Origin of the sequence: Streptomyces sp. NBC_00038 (assembly GCF_026343635.1) — a bacterium.
GTDB lineage: Bacteria > Actinomycetota > Actinomycetes > Streptomycetales > Streptomycetaceae > Streptomyces.
Genome location: NZ_JAPELQ010000001.1, coordinates 4,660,878 through 4,677,334 on the forward strand (window position 1 = coordinate 4,660,878; position 16,457 = coordinate 4,677,334).

Here is a 16,457-nt window from a genome sequence, read left to right on the forward strand (position 1 = left end):
TCCCCCTTGCTGGTCGGCGACTGCACCTCAATCCTGCCGCGAAACCCGTACGGATTCCGTTGTACGGGTGTGCCGGGGTGAACGTACGGCTTTGGGTGGGGAGTTCGTCATGGTGAACAGCGGGAGCGGCAAGAGTCGCAGGAAGAACGCGTCGGCCATGAAGATGGTGGGGGCGTTGATCAGCGTGTTCCGGAGAACAGCCGGATACACCCAGCGGGAGCTGGCCGAGCGGTTGCGGGTGGACGAGCAGACCCTCGCCTCCATCGAACAGGGCAGACGGTCACTGAGAACCGAGTACGCGGTGTTTCTGGATGAACTCCTCGACACCAAGGGGGCGTTGGCCGTCGCGGTGGAGAACATGCCCGAGGTGGATCTGTTTCCGCGGTGGGCCGAGGAGTACATCGATCTTGAGCGGGAGGCGCTGGCGCTTTCCTCGTACCAGAATCAGGCCTTACCAGGACTTCTTCAGACCAAGGCATACGCCCGCGCGGTCTTCCTGAACGACGTCCCCGCCCTCTCCGAGGACGAAATCGAGCAGCGCGTCACAGCACGCGTGGAGCGACAGGAGGTCCTGCACCGAAAGAACCCGCCGACCGCCAGTTTCATCATCTCCGAGGCGACGCTGAAGGACCGGCTTGGCGGCGACGAGGTCTACGTCGAGCAGCTTCGCCGCCTTCGCGAGTGGGCCGATCTGCCCGGCGTCACGCTCCAAGTCATGCCGTTGGGCAGGGACTTCCACGCCGCACTCGACGGACCGTTCGTCCTCATCGAAACGCAGGACCACCAGCGCGTGGCCTACGTCGAGGGGCAGCTCAACGGCAGGATGATCGCGAGCCCGGACGAGGTGTCCATCCTGGAGCGCAAATATGCGATGCTGCGGACTCAGGCTCTCAACCCCCAGAAGACCAAGGGCCTGTTGGACCGTTTGCTAGGAGAGCAATGAGCACCGCATTGCAGTGGTTCAAATCGAGCTACAGCGGCAGCCAGGGCGGAGACTGCCTCGAAGTCGCATACGCCTGGCGCAAGTCCAGCTACAGCAGCGAACAAGGCGGCGCCTGCCTCGAAGTCGCCACCTCCCCCCGCACCATCCACGTCCGCGACTCCAAGAACACCGACGGCCCCGCCCTCGCCGTCACCCCCACCACCTGGACGGCGTTCCTCAAGCTTGCCCGCGGCTGAGAGCCCCCTACCGCTGGGACGTCGTCTCCCTCACCCACGGCAGCAGCGTCCGCTCCGCCAGCACGAGGGCGTAGAACAGTGCCACGCTCACCACCCCGAGGAGCGCGATCGCCGCGAACGCCAGTGCCGTGTCCGAGTTCGCGCCGGACTGCATGATGACGAAGCCGAGGCCCTCGTCGCCTGCGCTGAACTCGCCGATGACCGCGCCGACGGCCGCGAGCGGCATGGCCACCTTCAGCCCGACGAAGATCTGCGGCAGCGCGCTGGGAAAGCGGAAGCGCAGAAAGGTCTGGGCGCGGGAGGCACGCAACGACCGGGCCAGCTCCACGAGTTCGACCGGTGTCGAGGTGAGTCCGCCCGCGACCGACAGGACGACGGGGAAGAAGCAGACGAGCAGGGCCATGACCACCTTCGGCTGCGACCCGAAGCCCATCCACACCACGAGGAGCGGGGCCAGCGCCACCTTGGGCACGGCGTTGAACGCCACCAGGAGCGGCGCGAACATCAGCTCCACGATCCGGGATGCCGCGAGCGCCACCCCGATCACCAGCCCCGCGCCCACGGCGAGCGCGAAACCCAGCACGATGACCAGGAGCGTGCCCATCGCCTCGTCGAGGAGATAGCCGGGGACGCGGAGGAAGGCGTCGAGGACGTCCGCGGGGGACGGCAGGATGATCTCCGGTACGTCGAGGACGGCCGCGGCGAGCGCCCAGGCTCCGACCACCGTCGCCAGCCCGAGCACCGGCCAGCCGAACTCCCCGACCCGCCTGAATACTTGTGGACTTCGCGTCACGTCAGGACTTCGGCACCAGGTCGAAGGAGACCAGCTCCTCGGGCGTCAGCCCGGGCTGCACGGCTCCCGCGTCCTCCAGCGCCTTGATCGCCCCGGCCACGCGCTCGCGGTCCATGGTGCCGATCGGTGCTCCATCCTCCTTCGGCTGTACGGCGGTCCCCACGAGCTCGATCTCGGCGGCGGCGGTCTCCTTGTTCAGCGTCGGGAACTTCTCGGCCATCAGCGCCGCGGCTTCGTCCGGGTGGTCGATCGCGTACCGCATGCCCTTGAACAGCGCCCCGGTGAAGCGTTTCACCAGGTCGGGATCGTCCTCGGCGATCTTCGTGGTCGTCGTGATCGCGGCGCCGTAGCTCTCGGTGAGGTACTCGCCGAAGGGCAGTACGACGACCTCCTTGCCCTTGACCGCGTTCTCGATGTTGGGGCGGCCCACCCGGTACTGGCCGACGGCGTCGACCGAGCCGGTCGCCAGGTTGACCCCGAGCTGCTGGGCTTCCAGGGCGACGAATTCGACCTTCTTGGCGTCGATGCCCGCGAGCTTGGCGTACGCGGGGAAGAGGGCTCCGATGACCGACCCGGCCGGGTCGGCGATCTTCTTGCCCTCCAGGTCGGCCGGCTTGCTGATGCCGCTGTCGGCCAGCGCCATGACGGCCGCGTCCGTGGTCTGGTGGACGGCCGCGACCGCCGTGACCCCGGAGACCTTGCCGTCGCCGAGCTGCATGATGGTGCTGCTGAGGTCGACGGGGGCGAACTGTGCGCTGCCGCCGGCGAGCGCGGCCAGACTGTTGCCGCTGCCCTGGCCGGGCTGGATGGTGACCGTCACGCCCGCGTCGCTGAAGTAGCCCTTGTCCTGGGCCACATAGGCGTACGCCTCGCGCCCGAAGGTGCCGAACCCGGTGATGTAGGTGACCTTGTCCGGAGCGGAGCCGCCGCCGCTCCCGCTGTCGTCGTCGGAGCCGCAGGCCGTGGAGAGCGCCGCCGTCATCAGGACGGCCAGGAGCGCAGCGAGCAGCCGTGATGTCCTTTTCGAAATGCAAAGGCTCATGGAACTCAAGTGGAGTCGTTCAAGGGGAAGTTGTCGAGACCACAGAGCCGGTTGTCATGTAACAAACATCGATCGACCGGTTGATCACAGGATGCGCCGACCTATCCTCGGGTGAACCGGTGTTGGGGGGCTCCCGTGATCCGAGTACGCGGCGTGTCGAAGACCTTCGACGGCCGCAGGGGGACCGTCGAAGCCCTGCGCGGTATCCAACTGGACGTCGAGGACGGGGAGTTCGTCGCCGTTCTGGGCCGTTCCGGCTGCGGCAAATCCACCCTGCTGAGGGTGATCGCGGGGCTGCTCCCGGCCACCTCCGGCGAGGTACGGATCGCCGGCGAGCCGGTGCGCGAACCCCGCCGGGACGTCGCCATCCTCTTCCAGCGCCCGGCCCTGCTGCCCTGGCGGTCGGCGCTCGACAACGTGCTCCTGCCCATCGAGGTGCACGGCCGCCCCCGCCCCGAACACCGGGAAAGCGCACGCCGGTTGCTGACGACGGTCGGCCTCGACGCCCCCTTCCACAAACGCCTGCCGCACGAACTGTCCGGCGGCATGCAGCAGCGGGTGGCACTGTGCCGGTCCCTCATCCAGCGCCCCCGCGTCATGCTGATGGACGAGCCCTTCTCGGCCCTGGACGCCCTGACCCGCGAGGAGTTGTGCGAGGTGCTGCAACGCGTGCACATGGAGCACGGCTCCACGGTCGTCCTGGTCACCCACTCCATCGAGGAGGCGGTACTGCTCGCCGACCGGGTCGTGGTGCTCAGCCCGCGCCCGGGCCAGGTCCGTACGGTCCTGGACGTGCCGGTCCCTCGGCCCCGCTCCCTGGGCCACGACGCCCACGCCACCGAACTCGCCCGCTGCCGCGCCGAACTCCACGACCTGCTGCTGGCCAGCCACAAGACAGGGGTGTGAGCGCGAGATGGAGCTGCGCCTCTTCACCGAGCCGTACCACGGAGCCACCTACGACGAACTGCTGCGCGCCGCCCGGCACGCGGAAGAGTGCGGCTTCGACGGCTTCTTCGTCGCCGACCACTACCACCCCATGCACTTCACCGACGCCCTGCCCGGCCCCACCGACGCCTGGACCACGCTGGCCGGACTGGCCCGCGAGACCTCGACGATCCGCCTCGGCACGCTGATGTCCTCGGCCACCTTCCGGCAGCCGGGCGCGCTCGCGGTCATCGCCGCCCAGGTCGACGCGATGAGCGGCGGCAGACTCGAACTCGGCCTGGGTGCCGGGTGGTTCGCCCTGGACCACAGTGCGTACGGCATCCCGTTCCCGCCGCCCGCCGAGCGCTTCGAGCGGATGGAGGAGCAGTTCCAGGTGATCACCGGTCTGTGGGCCACGCCGCCCGGCGAGCAGTTCTCGTACGAGGGCCGCCACTACCGTCTGACGGATTCGCCCGCCCTGCCGAAGCCTGTGCAGCGGCCCCGGGTGCCACTGATCGTAGGCGGCCGGGGCCCCCGCCGCACACCGGCCCTCGCCGCGCGCTACGCCGACGAGTTCAACCTGCCGTTCACCTCACCCGCGCAGAGCGCCGAGCTGTACGCCGGGGCGCGGGCCGCCAGAACCGCCGCGGGCGGTCCTCCCTTGATCCTCTCGGTGTGCCTGGGCATCGCCTCCGGCCGCACCGAGGCGGAGATCGACACCCGCCTCGCCCTCCTGGAGGAGCCGTCCCGCCTCCCCCCGGAGGAACCCCTGCACGGCTCTCCCGCGAAGATCGTGGACCTGCTCGGCGAGTACGCCGCCCTCGGCACGTCCCGCGTGTACGTACGCCTGCGCGATCTCTCCGACCTCGACCACCTGGATCTGCTGGCCACCGAGGTCGCGCCGCACCTGTGAGATAAACGGAGTTAGCATCCGTTTATGACTACTGACAACTCTGTACTCAATGTCGAGATCGATTCCCTGCAGGGCGGTTCCGCGGATCTCGGGCAGTACCGGGGCAAGGCCGTGCTCATCGTGAACGTGGCCTCCAAGTGCGGGCTGACCCCGCAGTACGCCGGCCTTGAGCGGCTGCAGGAACGGTATGCCGACCAGGGGTTCACCGTCCTCGGGGTGCCCTGCAACCAGTTCATGGGGCAGGAGCCCGGGACCTCCGAGGAGATCGCCGAGTTCTGCTCTGCGACGTACGGCGTGACCTTCCCGCTGACCGAGAAGGTCGATGTGAACGGGGACGGGCGGCACGGGCTGTACGAGCGCCTCGTGGGCACGGAGGACGCCGACGGGCACAGCGGGGACATCCGCTGGAACTTCGAGAAGTTCCTGATCGGACGTGACGGGGCGGTGGTGGCGCGGTTCTCGCCGCAGGCCGAGCCGGAGTCGGCGGAGGTCGTGGCCGCGGTGGCGAAGGCGATCGGCTGAGCTGTCGGTCGACCCGTCGGTTGACCTGCCGGTCGATCTGTCGGTTGACCTTGCCCCTGGGGCAGGGGCCACCGTCCTGTGTCACCGGGTGGAAGGCGCCCGGTGACGGAGGATGGGGTCGTGGACCAGGAACGCTCTGAAGACGCTCAGGGCCTGAGCGAGCTGCTCACGATCGGCGCGTTCGCCGCCCGGTCGCGGCTCTCGCCCAAGGCGCTTCGGCTGTACGACCGGCTCGGGCTGCTGGCCCCCGCGTACGTCGACGAGGTCAGCGGTTACCGCTACTACCGCGCCGACCAGGCCGAACGCGCCCGCGTGGTCGCGCTCCTGCGCCAGCTCGACATGCCCCTCTCGCGTATCGCCGAGGTCGTCGACGCGGAGGGCTCTTCGGCCGACGCGATCCTCGCCTCGTACTGGGCGGACGCGGAGGCGAGGTTCGCTTCGCAGCGGACGCTTGCCGAGTACCTCCGTGGACGGCTGTCGGGAAGGAGTTCCGAGATGTACGGGAAGTTCGTGGTCGAGACGGTGGACGTACCCGAGCGGGTGGTCCTTGCGGAGACGCGGCATACTCTCGCCGCCGAGTTGCCCGCGTGGATCGGTGCGTCGCTGGGGCGGCTGGAGGAGGGGGCGCGGGCCTGCGGTGGGGTCACCGCGGCGCCCTTCGTCGTCTACCACGCCGAGGTGTCCCAGGAGAGTGACGGGCCCGCCGAGTCGTGCGTGCCCGTCGCCGACGAAGTCGCTGCGCGGGCGTGGGCGTCTTCGGCCGGGCGCGCCTGGGAGACCCGGGTGCGGGTCGAGCCCGCTCGGCGGCTCGCCTACACCCGGATCACCAAGGCGCAGGTCGCGCATCCGCAGATCCTTGCGGCGTTCGAGGCGGTCGAGGCGTGGATGGGTGAGCAGGGGCTGTCGTACGACGGTCCCTGCCGGGAGGTGTACTTCGCCGACTGGGATGCGGCGGGGCCGGAGGATGTGGTGTGTGATGTGGCGTTTCCGGTGAAGTGAGGTGACGGGCCGGGGGGTGGGGGGTGGTTTTTCGCCCCCTCCGCCCCTTCCCGTCCCGTTCCTGGGGGCTGCCGCCCCCAGACCCCTGCTTCGGCCTGAACGGCCTCGTCCTCAAACGCCGGACGGGCTGAAACCGGGGCGGAGGGGGCGAAAAACCCACCCCCGGCCCCCAACGGCGTACCGGCGAAATGGAGCTGTGCGAGTGACGAAACGCAGTCCGTCGTCGGCCGGGCGATTGGGCTGACGTCGATCCCACCGAAGGCGGCTCCAGTGTGCGTTGTCGAGCTTCTCAATCACCGTGTGCACTCTGGAGGTTCGCCGTGGTCCCAGTCTCGGGCAGTGCGGCCTCGCGCCGATGGTCGGCGGCTCCTTACTCTCCCCCGTCGGCGGAATGGAGCTGGAAGTCGACGACGACGCAACCAACCTGTCCGTCATCGGTGCGGCCGATCCAGACGGGGTAGGCCCCGTCGCCCCGGCCGGCACGGAAGGCGATGAGGTTCGGCTCGGGCTCCGTGCTGGGCAGTTCGACGGTGAAATGGCTGTCGAGGGGTATGAACAGGTCCTCGTCCAGCTGGTCTTCGATCACCGTCCGAGTCGCATCCACGAAAGCCACTGTGCCGGTATCCACGCCAACCCCGTAGAACTCGCCCTCGCCGAGCAGCCCCAGGTCCTCGTCGGGCAGTAGGGCCATTTCCCACTCGCGGGGCGGGATGTCCAGGAACGTCACCCTGGCCGCGGCGACACCGGCCCCGCGTGTCGTGCGCAAAAGCGACAGCGTGACCGGGAACTCACCCGGTGGCACAGCGACGGTCCGCGGGGTCTCTCCGATCCAGCCGGGGTCCGAGACCACCAGCTGCCCTGACGTGATCCGCAGCAGGCCGGCGTCAACGGACTCGACGACGGCCGGCCCATCCGGAGTGTCGCAGGCGCCCGGACTGAACAGTTGCTCGATTCCGGTGGCGCGTAGCGGTCCCGATCCTTCGTCCACCGACACGTCGTTCAGGACTACGGTCGTGGCGGGCTCGTGGCCCTGTTGGGCGAGGAACGGCGCGAACACCTGCCAGTCGCCGAATTCCGGTACGGGGCACAGGAAGCTTTCGACGGGCGCCGGGAACCGCCGCACAGGGACGCTCGACGGGCCGGATGTTCGAGCGTGCAGTGGCTCCGTCGACGCTCCCCTCGGCCCGGCGAACTCGGACCTCACCTCGACCTGCCCGTCGGCCGAGACGGTCGTGGTCTCCTGAACATCCCACTTACCGGACGAGTGCTCCTGCTCGTTGGAAAACTGCCATCGGGTGTTCCGCTGAGCCAGCAACATCCCCGTGCTGTGCGGCTTGAGGTCGATCATCTGCATGCGCCAGGACCTGTCGTCGAACAGATACACACGCCACATCCGGCGCGGCCAGTATTCGACCAGTGCCAGCGGTCGCTCCCGCGCGGACAGCAGAACCGCGTAATCCACCCCGGCAGCATGCTTGCGTGCCGCGAGCGCGCGCGACATCGGGTCCGGATGGGTCATTCCCTGCAGAGAACCCCACATGTTGCCGTACGACACATCAAGACTGTCGAAGATCACAGCCGCGCATCTCCCCCCGTGGCACCGGCCGCCCCCGAGCAGTGGCGCTCGACGGGTGACCCTGCCGCATCGCCCCGCCCCTCCGGAGCTTCGTTGTGCCGCCAGTCTGCCACTGGGGTGTGACACACAGGATTGTGGGAGGCCGGCAACCTGCCAACTACCGCAACTCCTCCGGGCAAGGCGTCCCCCGCGGCAGCTGGTACGGCGCCGCCAGGCGGTAAGTCCCCGGTGTGGGGGCCAGTAGCTCCGTCCACTTGTCGCCGGAGGCGTTCTCCTCGGCCTGCATCAGGCAGCCGTTGATGTTGTCGTACGTCTTCGGGGTGTCGTCGTCGTCCGCACGGTCCTTGGACGCCTCCGTCTCCTGCGGAGGCTTCAGGCTCTTGCCTTCGGCGTCGACGACGCTCAGCCACGGGGAGTACGGGATGCGGATGAGGATGCGGCCGGCCTTCTTCACCTGGAGGGTCATCTCGCCCTGTTCGGCCCGCTCGACGACGGCGTTGGGCTCGGCGAGCGGCGCCGGATCGGTCACGGCGAAGAGCTGCCAGTTGGCATCGCCCCAGATCTGCTCGAGGTACGGCATCCCACGCTGCACGAGCTCACGTTCGCGTTCGGCGCCGTCCCCGTCGGGCTCCCCCTTCGGCACCACCACGTAGTGGACGGCCCAGCGCTGCAGCCACTCGTGGTAGTTCGCTGAGTTGAGGGTGTCGTCGTAGAAGAGGGGGTTGCGCTCCATGTCCGCCTGGCGGTTCCAGCCGCGGGCGAGGTTGACGTACGGGGCGAGGGCGGAGGCCTCCCGGTGGGAGCGGGCCGGGACCACCTCCACCCGGCCCTTCTCGGCGCCGACGACCTGGAGCTGGTTCACCAGCGGCGCGAGCTCGCGCGCCCAGGACGCCGCCGGTGTCGTATGCACGACGTCGTCGACCGACTTGAAGCCGATCCACCCGGTGAATCCGACGAAGGCGAGGACGACGGCGTACCACTTGCGCGAGCGCGGCACGGTGTACGGCAGCGCGGCCAGCAGCACGACACCCGCGAACAGCATCGCCAGTCGCGTGATGTTGGAGCCGATCTGGGAGCTGATCAGCCAGACGAGGAGTACGGAGAGGCCGTACACCGCCGCCGTGATCCGTACCGTCTTCCACTCCTTGGGGACGAGGAGGTAGACGGCCACGGCGGACGCGAAGGGCAGCGAGGCCGAGCCGATCGCCATCGGCTGGGTGCCGGAGAAGGGGAACAGCCAGGCCGAGAGGGCTACTACGACGGTCGGCGCGATGCCGAGGGCGTACGCGCCCGGGCGGCGTTTCTGGAGGAACAGCGCCACCGCGACCAGGCCGACGAACAGGCCCGCCACCGGCGACGAGGCGGTGGCGAGCGCGGCGAGCGGCGCCGCGCACAGGGCCTTCGCCCAGCGTTTGTAGCGCCAGCGGTACGGCCAGCAGAAGACGACGGCGGTCGCGGCGAGCGCGAACACCATGCCCAGGCCGTACGTCACCCGGCCCGAGGCGGCGTTGCAGAGGAGGGCGAACACGCCGGCGAGCGCGGGCCACAGCGGCTGCCGCACCGCCTTGCTGCGGATCAGGATCAACGTCAGCAGGCCCGCCGAGATCGTCCCCGCGATCATCATCGTCGTACGGACGCCGAGCACGGACATCAGATACGGCGACACCACGCTGTACGACACCGGGTGCATCCCGCCGTACCAGGCGAGGTTGTACGCCGAGTCCGGATGCTGGCCCACGAACTCGGCCCACGCGTCCTGCGCCGCGAGGTCCCCGCCACTGTTCGCGAACGTGAAGAACCAGACGACGTGGAGTACGCCCGCGAGGGCGGTGGCGAGGATGATGGGGTGGCGGAGGAGGAGAGCGGTCAGCGGGTGGTGGTGTCGGGTGCTGGACGTCTCGTCTTGCGCTTCGGCGGGCGCGTTGGCGGGCGCGACGGCGTCCGCGTCGTTGTGCGTACGGGGCTTGTCGTCCTGCGTACGGGACCCGTTGTCCTGCGTACGGGACCCGTTGTCCTGCGTACGGGGCTCGTCGTGGCGCGTGCGGGCGGGCAGTGGTATTCGCGGGCCTGATCCTGGGCTGCCCGGATCGGCGTCATCGGCGTGTGTCGGCTCCGCTGTCGCCACTGCAAGGCACTCCCAGTGTCCCGTTTTCCGTTCTTCGGCCGGGACCTGCGGCCCGCGACCAGGCCGCTTAGCGACGCTAGCACGCACCCCGCCGGTGAGCGCCCGGGTGGGGCGTCATCGGCGGGGTACGGGGCGTTCGGAGGGCGTTCACGCGGTGTTCCCGCGATTCGCGGGCGCCCTCCGGCGTACGCCCGTTCCGCTGGTGCGAGCCGGTTTCGCCCCGGTCAGCCGACTCGGGTCAGCTTGGCCCCGAAGCCCGGTTCGGCCAGGTCCGACTGGAGCGCGACGGGGATCTTCACGGCGTGACTGGAACCGTCGCCGACCGTCAGCTCGCCGACGACCGTGCCCGCCTTGCCGGAGTGCGGAACCGTATCGCCACCGGCGGTGCCGATAGCGAGCTTCGTCTTCAGACCGGGCCAGCCGACCGCCGTCATGTTCTTGGTGGCGACGACGGGGGTCTGACCGCCGAGCTGATCGTCCACGTAGCCGACGACGTCGCCCTTCTTCACCACCGTGGCCGACGTCAGGCTCTGCTGGACCTTGTCGATCAGCTCCTGGCTGTTGGTGAGCGCCAGTTTGAGGCTGTCCCAGACCTTGCCCGTGCCCGCGTTCTGGCCGAGGACCGCGCCGTAGATCGTCTGCGTCTTGCCGTTCACGGTCTTGGTCGCGGCCCACACCAGGTTGCCGCCCGCCGGCGTCGACGAGCCCGTCTTGAGACCGATCACGCCGACCTGGTTCACCAGCAGGTCGTTGTTGTTGTAGATGGTGCCGTCGAGCCCGGGGATCTTCGCGCTGGCCATCCCGACGATGCTCGCGAACACCGGGTTCTGCATGACCTCCTTGGCCAGCTTGAGCTGGTCGGTGGCGGTGCTCACCGTCGTCTTCTCCAGACCGCTCGGGTCCGTGTACGTCGAGTTCGTCATGCCGAGCTTCTTCGCGGCGTCGTTCATCTTGGCGACGAAGGTCTTGTCGTCGGAGTCCCAACGGGCAAGCAGGCGTGCCGCGTTGTTGCCCGACGGGATCATCAGCAGCTGGAGCATCTGGCGCTCCGTGAACTGCTGTCCCTTCGTCATGGGCGCCGTCGACTCGTCCACGCTCTTCGACTCGTCCTCGGCCTGCTGGTCGACGGTGATCTTCTCGCCGCCCTCGTCCCCCTTCAGCGGGTGGTCCTGAAGGATCACGTACGCCGTCATGATCTTCGCGACGCTCGCGATGGGGGCGGCGGTCTGCTTGCCGTCGGTACCGAGGCTGCCGACTCCCTCGACCTCGATCGCCGACTGGCCCTGACCGGGCCAGGGCAGGTCGAGCGTGCCGCCCTCGAAGGTGTAGGTCGCGTCGGCGGTGAGCGTGAGGCCCGCCGCCGGAAGCGGGCGCACAGCCTGTACGACTGCAAAGATCACCGCGAGCAGCACGACCAGCGGGGTCCAGATCTTGACCCGCCGCACGATCGTCCGCACCGGAGTCTGCCGGGGCGGCGGCGTGTTCGTCAGCTCGGCCAGCAGGTCCAGCGGCGGCTTGGGCGGCAGCGGCTGCTGCGTGGTGCGCTCGGGACCGACCTGCGGGAGCGCGGCGGTGACCCCGGGTGCGGGGGGCGGGGTTGCCTTCGGCCTCGCCGGTGAGGGTTCGTCGAGGGGCTTGAGCGCGACGAACTTGCTGGTGCGTTCGGCGGGGGGCTCGGGCTTGTCGGTCGGCTTGTCGGTCGGCTTGTCAGTGGGCTTGGTGCTGCCCAGCTTGAGCATGGTGGTGGGCTGGTCCACGGCCGGGGGGCGGGGGGCCCTGAAGACGCCGGTGGGCTGGTCCACGAGGGGCTTGGGGGCCTTGGGCTCCTCGGCGGGGCCCTTCGGGGAGTCCTTCGGGGAGTCCTTCGGGCCGGGCTCGGTGCCCTCGTCAGAGGCTTCGCCGGAGTCACGCCCGGCGGGCTTGGAGGCAGCGTCGGGGTCCGACGCGGACACGGCCTCGGCAGCGGGCGACTCGGCAGCCGCCTCGGGCTCGGCGGCGTCGGCATCCGCGTCACGGGCGGACGCGCTCTCCATGTCGGAAGCGTCAGAGGGCCGCTCGGCGGCCACCTCAGGGTCAGGGCTGGGGCTGGCGGCAGGCTCAGTCCCGGCACTGGCGCTCGCGGCAGGCTCCGCGCCGGCGTCCGTCTCACGCCCGGACGCGCTCTCCGCGTCAGCAGCGCTAGCGGGCCGCTCGGCGTCTCCCTCGGGCTCGGTGCCGGGGCTGACACCGGTGCCGGTGCCGGCATCCGCCTCAGGCCCGGATGCGCCCTTGGCATCGGCAGCGTCAACGGGCCGCTCGGCGGCCACCCCAGGCTCGGGGCTGCGGCTGGGGCTGGGGCTGGGGCTGGCGCCAGCCTCGGTCCCAGCGCTGGCGCTCGCGGCAGGCTCCGCACCGGCGTCCGCGTCACTGGCGGACGCGCTCTCCGCATCGGAAGCGTCAGAGGCCCGCCCGGCATCCGCCTCAGGCCCGGTCCCGGCATCCGTCTCACGCCCGGACGCACTCTCCGCATCAGCAGCGTCAGCGGGCCGCCCGGCGGCCACCTCAGGCTCGGTCCCAGTGCCTGCGCTCACGGCAGGCTCGGACGCACTCCCCGCATCGGAAGCCGCAGCGGCCCGCCCGGCATCCGCCTCAGGCTCGGCGTCAGCAGGCACCACATCGGCATCCGTATCGCCGTCGGTCCCTGTCGCGGACGCGCTCTCGGAGCCGACGGCAGTCTGCGACTCATCGGCGTCGCCGGACTCCCCGGCGCCCTTCGTCGCGGCACCCGCCGCACTCGCGGTTCCGTCGGCGTCCTTCGCCTCGGCACCCGTCTCGGACAGGGCATCCCCCTCCGGCACCTCGCCGGCGTCCGTCGCACCGACAGACGCGGAGGCACCGCCCTGCGAGGACCGGCCGCCACCGGCCGCATCGCCATCGCCCGCGGCACCCGGCTCCTCGCCGGCCGTGGACACCTCACCCGAATCACCCGAAGCGCCACTCACCGCAGCCGCGTCAGCGCCCCCGCCCTCGGCGTCACCCGAGGACTCCCCCGCCTCCGGGTCCGCCTCCGGGTCCGTATCCGCCCCCGCAACCCACGCGGCAACCGCCGCCCGAAGCCGCGCGTCACCGGGCGACCCACTCTCGGCCCCCTCCGTACCGACGTCTCCAGACCGCTCCGACCCCGACGAACCGTCGGAGCCCAGCGAACCACCGGCACCCGACGCACCGTCGGACCCCAACGATCCACCGGCACCCGACGAACCGCCGGCCCCCGTCCCGACCGCTCCGTCGGTCAACGCCCGCGTCGAGAAGACCGCCGTAGCCTGATCGACCCGCACCGTAGCCGCCCGCTCACGGGCCACCGCCAAACGCGGGTCGGCCGGGGCCGAAGGCCCGGACCCCCGCGTCGGACCTGGAACCGCGGCCGCCGTCCCCGGCGTCGGTTCTCCCGACGACGCCGATGCCGACGACTCGTGCTGCTTCGACCTGTCGGGGGACTCGCCCGCCACCGATGCCTCCTCGTGCGGCGCACACCCGCAGTGCGCCAATCCGAACCGTGAAACCCGCGAAAACCCGTGAAAACCCTTGAACCGCCGCCCGGACACCACTGTCCGAACCATGTACCAGTGTCCTGTGTGAGGGCATGTCCCCCGCGGTAGACGAGAACGACATACCTACTGGTTCCACTACGAACCGGTCACGCCCTCTCGACAGACCAATGTGAGAGGGGTCACCCTGTCATTCATCCACGCGGGGAGGCATGGATGGGCAGGAGCCGCAGATCAATTCCGGAAGAGCTTCTTCTGCTGGCGCTGGACCCGACCACGGGTACCACCGCACAGCCGCAGTCGCTCGACCTCGGTCTGGCCGGAGCACAGCTAGTGGAGCTGGCACTGGCCGGACGGATAGCCCCGGACGGGGATCGTATCGCTGTGGTAGTACCACGGCCGACTGGAGATCCAACACTGGACTGTGCGTTGGAACTGCTTCGCCGACGCGGAGCACCCGTACGCGCAGTGAACTGGATTGGCGGACCCCGCCTGGGGCTGCGCCAGACCTATCTCTCGCATCTGGAGAGGTGCGGCATGGTCCATGCCGTGGCCGGCCAGATGTGCGGGGTGCTGCCGACGACTCGCTACCAAGCGACGGACACGGCGATCAGCCGGGAGATCAAGGCCCGGCTGGACAGCGCGATCCGCACCGGCGTCCCGCCGGACCCGCGGACCGCGGCGCTCGCCGCACTGGCCCACGCGGTCGGACTCGGCAAGCACCTGTATCCGGGTAATGAGGGGCGCTCGTCCCGCTCCCGGCTACGGGATCTGATCAGGCACGACCCCATGGGCGGCCTCGTGGCACACGCGGTCATGGACGTCCAGAACGGTGTGGCCGCTCAGCCACGCCGCAGCCCGGCACCGGCAGGCCGTCCGGCCACCGCCGGAGTCAGGTCCGCACCGGAACCCGCCCGCGGTGTTCCGATGCAACCGCGCCACAGTTCCATGGCGCGCGCCGTGGCCCACTGAGCCGCAGTTCCACGGCACAACAGCAGGACCGCAGGGCCCGCAGGACCGCACCACCAGCGCCGCACCGCAGTCCCCAGGATCCGGTTCGGGAGCCGCTGGCTCGCGCGGGGCGATGAGACCGTACGTCCGGACGACGACACGGCCCCACCGCCCCGCGCGGCCGCATTTTCAGGACCTGCGATGTCAGGACCTGCGATTTTCAGGATCTGCGATCTCAGGACCTCGCACCCGCATATGCAGGGTCCCTATGCAGGACTCAACCATGACCTGCCGCGGCCCCACATGCAGGCGCTCTTACCAGCCAGATACCGGCCGGAACCCCGAACTGGCGCCTGCGCAGCGCATATCCACTGTTTCCCAGCGGTAGAAAGCACCTTGGTGGCAGTCTGCTCAACAGCAGATACGCATAGTGGCAAGTACAGGCCCCGCAGCCGGAGGTGCACGTCCCGTGGCGTCAAGTGTCAATCCCACAGTCCGGCGACGTCGGCTGGGCCAGGAGCTGCGCCGGCTCCGCGAGCTCAAGGGCATGACGGCCGAAGAGGTCGCCGAGAGACTGCTGGTCTCCCAGTCGAAGATCAGCCGCCTGGAGAACGGGCGGCGCAGCATCAGCCAGCGCGACGTCCGCGACCTGTGCGGGGTCTACGAGGTCGAGGACGTCCGCATCGTCGACTCCCTGATGCAGATGGCCAAGGACTCGCGCCAGCAGGGCTGGTGGCACTCCTTCGGCGACATCCCGTACAGCGTCTACATCGGGCTGGAAACCGACGCCGCGAGCCTGCGCGTGTACGACCCCCAGGTCGTCCCCGGCCTGTTGCAGACCCGGCCGTACGCGGAGGCCCTGGTCTCCGGTGCGCTGCCGGAGACGGCATCCGGCGACATCGACAAGCGCGTCCAGGTACGACTGCGCCGACAGGAACGTATCTCCGCCCCGGAGAACCCGCTCCGGCTGTGGACCGTCCTGGACGAGGCCGCCCTGCGCCGGGTCGTCGGCAACCGCTCCCTGATGCGTGAGCAGTTGGAGCACCTCGTCGAGCAGTCGCAGCTTCCGCACGTCACCGTGCAGGTGATCCCGTTCGAGATGGGCGCGCATCCGGGACTGAACGGGCAGTACGCGATCCTGGAGTTCCCCGACGCGGCGGACTCGAGCGTCGTCTACATCGAGGGCGTCACCAGCGACCTGTACCTGGAGAAGGCGAACGACGTCCAGAAGTACAGCGTGATGTACGAGCATTTGCGGGCACAGGCCCTCAACGTGGAGCAATCGCGGCAATTCATCGCGGATATCGCCAAAGAGTACGCGCGCTGAGACTCAGGGAGCCACCTCCGTCGCGAGGGTGCCGGACTGTACACCTTCGTCACAGCGGAGCGGAAGACCCAGGGGAATATGCCATCCGGTCGAGTGAATACTTCATTCGCCCGCCGATGTTGGCGAGTAGCGTCGATCACGCCATCGAGCAACAACGTTGGCGCAAACCGAACCGCGGGTTCCACAAGGAACCCGCCGTGCGGTGACAGCAACTCAACAACTGGCTACCGGAGCGAACATGGCAATCCAGCAAGGCGCCCTGAACACCTGGACCAAGTCCTCGTACTCCACCGGCAACGGCGCATGCGTCGAGGTCAAGTCCCCTCTTCTGGCGGCGATGGCCGTACGGGATTCCAAGGTCCCCGAGGGTCCCACGCTCGCGTTTCCCACGGACTCGTGGAACGCCTTCGTGGCAGAGGTGAGCCGGGGGGCTTCCCACCTCGCCTGATGCACAGATACCGCCCACCACCACAACTGCACCGACCAACCGCATACGCACCACCGACAGAGCCCTCTCGACTGGCCCGCCGTCCTAGCCGAGGGGGCTCGGCTTTTTCCCGGATACCCGGATACCCGGTT

Annotated in this window: 14 protein-coding genes; 9 read left to right on the forward strand and 5 right to left on the reverse strand. The window is 69.4% G+C overall.

From position 1 onward, the window contains the following. Positions 1–109: 109 nt before the first annotated feature. Both OG219_RS20935 and OG219_RS20940 read left to right on the forward strand, forming a co-directional pair. Entirely contained in the window at positions 110–943 is an 834-nt protein-coding gene (locus OG219_RS20935) for a helix-turn-helix transcriptional regulator (protein ID WP_266828655.1), read from the forward strand. Next, positions 940–1,179, forward strand: coding sequence for a DUF397 domain-containing protein (locus OG219_RS20940; protein WP_266828657.1), 240 nt, complete (start codon positions 940–942; stop codon positions 1,177–1,179). Before OG219_RS20935 ends, OG219_RS20940 begins: the two co-directional genes overlap by 4 nt. 7 nt (positions 1,180–1,186) lie before the next feature. On the opposite strand, the gene OG219_RS20945 is transcribed toward OG219_RS20940, so the two are convergent. Together OG219_RS20945 and OG219_RS20950 are read right to left on the reverse strand one after the other, a co-directional pair. Then, positions 1,187–1,972, reverse strand: coding sequence for an ABC transporter permease (locus OG219_RS20945; protein WP_266828659.1), 786 nt, complete (start codon positions 1,970–1,972; stop codon positions 1,187–1,189). A 1-nt stretch (position 1,973) separates the two neighbouring features. Then, the gene (locus tag OG219_RS20950; RefSeq protein ID WP_266828661.1) at positions 1,974–3,014 is read right to left on the reverse strand and encodes an ABC transporter substrate-binding protein; all 1,041 of its coding nucleotides are present in this window, start codon (positions 3,012–3,014) and stop codon (positions 1,974–1,976) included. 135 nt (positions 3,015–3,149) lie between these two features. Here OG219_RS20950 and OG219_RS20955 point away from each other — a divergent pair, with 135 nt between their 5' ends. The 4 genes from OG219_RS20955 to OG219_RS20970 all read left to right on the forward strand — a co-directional run bounded on the left by OG219_RS20955 (position 3,150) and on the right by OG219_RS20970 (position 6,372). Then, positions 3,150–3,920 (forward strand): ABC transporter ATP-binding protein, encoded by a 771-nt coding sequence (locus OG219_RS20955; RefSeq protein WP_266828663.1) that lies wholly within the window; start codon positions 3,150–3,152, stop codon positions 3,918–3,920. Between the two features lie 7 nt (positions 3,921–3,927). Further along, the gene (locus tag OG219_RS20960) at positions 3,928–4,851 is read left to right on the forward strand and encodes an LLM class F420-dependent oxidoreductase (protein ID WP_266828665.1); all 924 of its coding nucleotides are present in this window, start codon (positions 3,928–3,930) and stop codon (positions 4,849–4,851) included. Between the two features lie 24 nt (positions 4,852–4,875). Then, complete coding sequence (locus OG219_RS20965) at positions 4,876–5,373, forward strand: glutathione peroxidase (protein ID WP_266828667.1); 498 nt, start codon at positions 4,876–4,878, stop codon at positions 5,371–5,373. Between the two features lie 120 nt (positions 5,374–5,493). Next, positions 5,494–6,372: a MerR family transcriptional regulator gene (locus OG219_RS20970; RefSeq protein ID WP_266828669.1), complete on the forward strand. Its 879-nt coding sequence runs from the start codon at positions 5,494–5,496 to the stop codon at positions 6,370–6,372. Between the two features lie 370 nt (positions 6,373–6,742). Here the strand turns inward: OG219_RS20970 and OG219_RS20975 are convergent, their stop codons facing one another. From OG219_RS20975 to OG219_RS20985, 3 genes are all read right to left on the reverse strand, one after another. Then, on the reverse strand, positions 6,743–7,948 hold the full coding sequence (locus OG219_RS20975) for a DUF4241 domain-containing protein (protein WP_266828671.1): 1,206 nt from the start codon (positions 7,946–7,948) through the stop codon (positions 6,743–6,745). Between the two features lie 157 nt (positions 7,949–8,105). Next, positions 8,106–10,073, reverse strand: a complete 1,968-nt coding sequence (locus tag OG219_RS20980; RefSeq protein WP_266828673.1) for a DMT family transporter — start codon at positions 10,071–10,073, stop codon at positions 8,106–8,108. 224 nt (positions 10,074–10,297) lie between these two features. Next, positions 10,298–12,106, reverse strand: a complete 1,809-nt coding sequence (locus OG219_RS20985; RefSeq protein ID WP_266828675.1) for a D-alanyl-D-alanine carboxypeptidase family protein — start codon at positions 12,104–12,106, stop codon at positions 10,298–10,300. 1,710 nt (positions 12,107–13,816) lie between these two features. Between OG219_RS20985 and OG219_RS20990 the strand changes: the two genes are divergently transcribed. The 3 genes from OG219_RS20990 to OG219_RS21000 all read left to right on the forward strand — a co-directional run bounded on the left by OG219_RS20990 (position 13,817) and on the right by OG219_RS21000 (position 16,326). Then, positions 13,817–14,572 (forward strand): GPP34 family phosphoprotein, encoded by a 756-nt coding sequence (locus tag OG219_RS20990; RefSeq protein WP_266828677.1) that lies wholly within the window; start codon positions 13,817–13,819, stop codon positions 14,570–14,572. Positions 14,573–15,020: 448 nt separating this feature from the next. Then, the gene (locus OG219_RS20995) at positions 15,021–15,878 is read left to right on the forward strand and encodes a helix-turn-helix transcriptional regulator (RefSeq protein WP_266828679.1); all 858 of its coding nucleotides are present in this window, start codon (positions 15,021–15,023) and stop codon (positions 15,876–15,878) included. A gap of 238 nt (positions 15,879–16,116) precedes the next feature. Then, positions 16,117–16,326 carry a DUF397 domain-containing protein gene (locus OG219_RS21000; protein ID WP_266828681.1) on the forward strand — a complete coding sequence of 70 codons (210 nt, stop codon included), beginning with the start codon at positions 16,117–16,119 and terminating at the stop codon, positions 16,324–16,326. The last annotated feature ends 131 nt before the right edge of the window (positions 16,327–16,457 follow it).